The organism is Desulfobacter sp., assembly GCF_050177295.1.
In genome coordinates this window covers 1-4901 of the sequence record NZ_JBFXHE010000335.1, presented here as the reverse complement: position 1 = coordinate 4901, position 4901 = coordinate 1, and the positions used below count along the sequence as shown (strand labels likewise).

General features: G+C 49.4%; 1 protein-coding gene. It reads right to left on the bottom strand.

Annotated features, from left to right (window positions below; genetic code table 11):
* Positions 1 to 689: 689 nt before the first annotated feature.
* A complete protein-coding gene (gene hrpA / locus AB7U36_RS18370; RefSeq protein WP_428161117.1) occupies positions 690 to 4745 on the bottom strand; it encodes an ATP-dependent RNA helicase HrpA in 4056 nt (1351 codons plus the stop codon).
* Between the last annotated feature and the right edge of the window lie 156 nt (positions 4746 to 4901).

Genomic DNA, 4901 nt, shown 5'->3' with positions numbered 1-4901 from the left:
TTTTTTAGTTGACTTTTCAAGAGTACTATTTGCCAAGGCTTTTCATGGTTTTTTAACTTTAAATTGATTCTGAAAGACTTCTCAAAAAAAGCTTGAAATGCCCGTCATTTGGTAATTTTCAAAAGTCGAGAATTAAAAACTTGAACATCGAGTGTCATAAAGTTAACGGCAAGGCTTATTATTCATGTAATGCTCTCGCTTGTTGATCTTATGTTTTTTTTTGAATTTACGCCCGGGCCTAATGGGTTCTGTTGCCGCGATGAAAAGAGCATGAAGGTCCTTAATCAACTGCACGACTATTTCACGTGGTCTTTCAAAAAGCAAAAAGAGTGTGTCTGATCAGCGTCAATTATAATTCTCCAATTGGGAACATTTTTTTTTATCTTCGCTCATCAAAATCATAACTTATTGAAGTTACTATATAAATTTTTTTAAAATATAGAAAATTCTCACGGTTTAGGGCTGAATTAGAGAAATTTAGATGGCGTTACATTATTTTGATAATTAGTCATCATGGCTAAATTTCTATAATTTATTGAAATCAAATAGAAAATCACCCGGGTGTTTCAATCAACACTCAGTGAAAAGCGTTACACTATTTGAATCTCAGCAATCTACCTTTATTATACATGAGGAACTGCTTCGTTCATATCACGGTTTATTGGGTTGCGGGTTTCCTGCCTTAGGTATCAGATCATTGTGGAGGCTTCAATGATGGCCTTATCCAGGCGTTTGGCTGAAATTTTGAACCGGGTTTTCAGCTCCTGGGCATATACAGAGATTTTATACTCCTCCAGCATCCAGAAAAACGCTTCCACTGCACAGGATTTTTCCTTTGAAGAGCCAGGGTCAAGGCTTGAAATCAGGTGGGCAAGCTTTCGTTCATAGGGTGCGATAATCTGTTTTCTCTGGGCCTCTTTGGCCGGGTTGTCCACCCATCGCCTGGCCCGGATGGACAGGCATGCCAGGTTTTTGGGCAGCAGCGCAATCCGGTGTAGATCGTAAATCTCCAGGAAATTGGCCGGGCACAGGTTTTTCAGCTCATTGAATACGGCTGTCAATGCCTCGAAAATGACGGGTCGGTCTTTGGATGCAAGACTTAAGCGTTGCAGCAGGTCAAAGCAGGCAGCGTATTCCCGGGCCACGGTCAGAATGTCTTCCATGGCCTGCCGGCCAAGGGTGTACAGCTTGGGACGAAGGGCCTGCACATGGGTATTAAACGCGTTTTGTGTAAAGATCTCTTTTTGAAAAAAGGCCTTTGCCATGGCATTGTAGGCCATCCGGGCAAAGGTGGGCCGGTCATTGAAGTAGGGTGCGACCCGGCTTAGGCCTTCGCTCCTGTTTATATCTTTTTTCAATGCCTTGATATCATCGGGGAACATGATTTCAAACAGGCGGCACACGCCTTGGGCGTGGCTTTCCAGGGCCTCTTGCCTTGTTTTGAACAAGGTTAAGGTAACCCCATTGCTGTCTTGCCCGCAGCAAAGACCGGGAAAGGCTTTGCGCTGGGTTCCATTGCCTTGGTCCAACTGGATTTCCGGTTCAAGATCGGAAAAATTCCATTCCCGGATACCTGTTTTTTCAAAGGCCTTTTTTGCCTGTTCAAAGGCATTGGGTTGCAGGGCAGGGCCCTGGGTGGCAAAGGCCCCCAGTTTTGATAAATCCCTCAAGGATTTGATCTCCCTGTCTTTGTGGTCCCGGATGGATATCCGCATTTTCAGGTGATCAGCAAGATCCGCATCTGACCAGGCTGAGGCCGGAATCACAAGGTTGAAATGCTTTTGGATAACATGGGACAGCTTTGCATATAAAGGCGTACCCGAGTCGGGCAGGTGGTCTGCAATAAAATCAGCCCGCTGCTGGATGGGCATCAGCTTTACCCGGTGGGTTTTGGGCAGTGCCTTGATCAACGCGGCGATCTTTTCCCTGAGCAGCCCCGGTACCAGGGTCTCCACCTGGTGGGGGGAGATCAGGGCCGCATCCTGGCTTGACACTTTCAGGGTCACCCCGTCTGTCTTTGCCCCGGGGTTGAATTCGTAATCCAGGACAAACTCTCCCTGATCCGTGGCAAGGGTGTCGGGAAACCGGGCCAAAACGGTCTGGTCCACGTCGGTTTTCTGCAGATCCTCGCGGGTCATGCGCAGAAAAGTATCACTTTTAAGGGTTTTTATGAATTTGGCAAAGGTGCGGATGTTGTAAAAGGGTTTGGGCAGCCGGGACTGGTAGAACATATAAATCTCATCCTCCGAAGCCAGGATATCCCGCTGCCGGGTTTTATCTTCCAGGGTTGCGATCTCTTCAATGAGATTTTTGTTGTGGGCCATGAACCCGAATTCCTGGAAGATCTCCCCCTGGACCAGGGCATGGCGGATGAACAGCTCACCGGACTCTTCGGGATTGATCTTTCCATAGGCCACGGATCTGCCGCTGGCAAGGATCAGGCCGAACAAAGATACCTGTTCGGATGCCACCACCTCCCCGCGTTTCTTTTCCCAGTGGGGATCGCTGTAAGTGCGTGTGCAAAGATTCTGGCAGATCTCTTCAATCCAGGCCGGATCAATATTGCCCACACACCGGGCAAAAAGCTGGCTGGTCTTGACGTATTCGGCCGCCACAATCCAGTTTCCGGCCTTGTTGAACAGAGCGGAACCGGGAAAAATGACGGCCTGTCTCCCCTTGGCTGCCGTGAAAAGATTTTTTTCCTTTTTCTGGGCAATACCGGCCAGATACCCGTGGAGAAGGGCCTTGTGGATGGCGGCATACAAGGGACCGCCCGGCTCAAACTGACCGGCCTTGGAATCAATTGTGTTTTGGACCGCTGCTGACGGAGCAGTCTGTTCAATGCCGTGTTCTTTGATCATCCGGATGATCTGGTCATGGATATCCTGCCACTCCCGCAGCCGTTTGAAGGACAGAAAATTTTCAATGCACCATTTGCGAAGGGCTGAACGTGATTTCAGCCGGTTCCGGGCGTCTTTACAGGCATTCCAGATGTTGAGCAGGGTGATAAAGTCTGATGCCGGGTCCTTGAACTGGGCATGTTTCTGGTCTGCGGCCTGGATTTTGTCTGCTGGTCGCTGCCGGATGTCGGACACGGTCAGGGCCGTGGTGATGACGGCTGCTTCTTTAAGTATCCCTGTATCTCCTGCGTTGAGCAGGATCCGGGACAGTTTCGGGTCCATGGGCAGCCTGGCCATTAAGCGTCCTGACGGGGTGAGCCGGTATTTTTTGCCTGCCCTGTTTTCATTGGCACCTGTTTTTCCCCCGGGCCTGTCAGCTTCAATGGCGTTAAGTTCCAAAAGGGTGTCAAACCCGTCCTTGATGCTTTTTGCGGCCGGCGGATCAATAAAGGGAAAGACGGATACATCTCCAAGCCCCAGGGCAATCATGCGTAAAATAACTTCAGCCAGATTGGCGCGCAAAATTTCAGGCGTTGTAAAAAAAGGGCGGCCATTGAAATCATTTTCATCATATAGCCGGATGCATACACCGTTTTCCACACGGCCGCAGCGGCCCATGCGCTGGTTGGCGCTGGACTGGGAAACGGGGCTGACCGGCAAAGCCGTGGTCCGGGTTCTTGGCGAATAGGAGGGGATACGGGCAAGGCCTGTGTCCACCACATACTTGATACCCGGAATGGTTAAAGATGTTTCCGCCACATTGGTGGAGACCACCACTTTTCTGCCGGGTCCGGGAAGAAAAACCTTTGATTGCTCTCCGGCTGACAGCCGTGCAAATAACGGCAGGATGGTGACCCCGACCAGGTTTTTCCCTTTAAGTATTTCCATGGTCTCCCCGATATCCTGTTCTGTGGGCATGAATATCAGGATATCGCCGGTGCGGGTGCGCATTAACAGATCAGCAGTCTGTCTGGCGGCTGCCTCCACATAACCCTGGTCATCCGGGAAGCCTGCGCCATCACCATTGTTATTGTCATCTTCAATGGGTGCATAAATCAGTTCCACCGGGTACATCCGGCCTGAGACCTCAATAATCGGTGCATTGTCAAAGGCTTTGGAAAATTTTTCGGTGTCAATGGTGGCACTGGTGATGATTAGTTTGAGATCACGACGCTTTTTGACAAGGCCGCGCAGGATGCCTAAAACAAAATCAATATTGAGGCTGCGCTCATGGGCCTCATCCACAATCAGGGTGTCATACTGGTTTAAAAAGCGGTCCTGCTGGGTTTCGGCCAGCAGAATGCCGTCGGTCATCAGTTTTATATAGGCATTGTCAGGTGTGTGGTCATCAAACCGGATTTTATATCCCACGGACTTCCCCAAAGATTCGTTAAGCTCAAAGGCAATGCGTTTGGCCACGGTCATGGCGGCAATACGCCGGGGCTGGGTGCAGCCGATCATGCCAAAAATCCCCCGACCCGCTTCCAGGCAGAACTTAGGAATCTGGGTGGTTTTACCGGATCCGGTTTCACCTGAAATGATCACCACAGAATGATCCTGTATGGCCTTAATGATCTTCTCTTTTCCGGCATTGATGGGCAAATCCGGGTCAAAGCGGATGTTTCGGGGCAGGTTGTCCATACGCTGCTGCCCGATATCTGCCGAGGCCCGCGCTTTTGCCAGAAGATCCTTTAAAAAATTTTTGCCTGGCCCCTGACCGGGTTTCCGGCTGCTGCGCAAGGCGCGCAGCAAAAAATACCGGTCCCGGCACATGGCCTTGGGGATAAGTGCGTTAATTTGATCTGAAATCGACATAGTGTAGCGGCGCGTTATAAATTTTGACAAAAACAGGTTATATAGTTTTCCAGATAAAAAATTTGCTAACATAAGTCCTTGAAAAATCAGGCAGCTTTTAATTCTTCACAATGCCCAAAAAGTCCAAGAATCTCCTTTTGTCGATGAGCAAAATGTGAAAGAGCCTCTTCGACTTTTTGCTTGAGA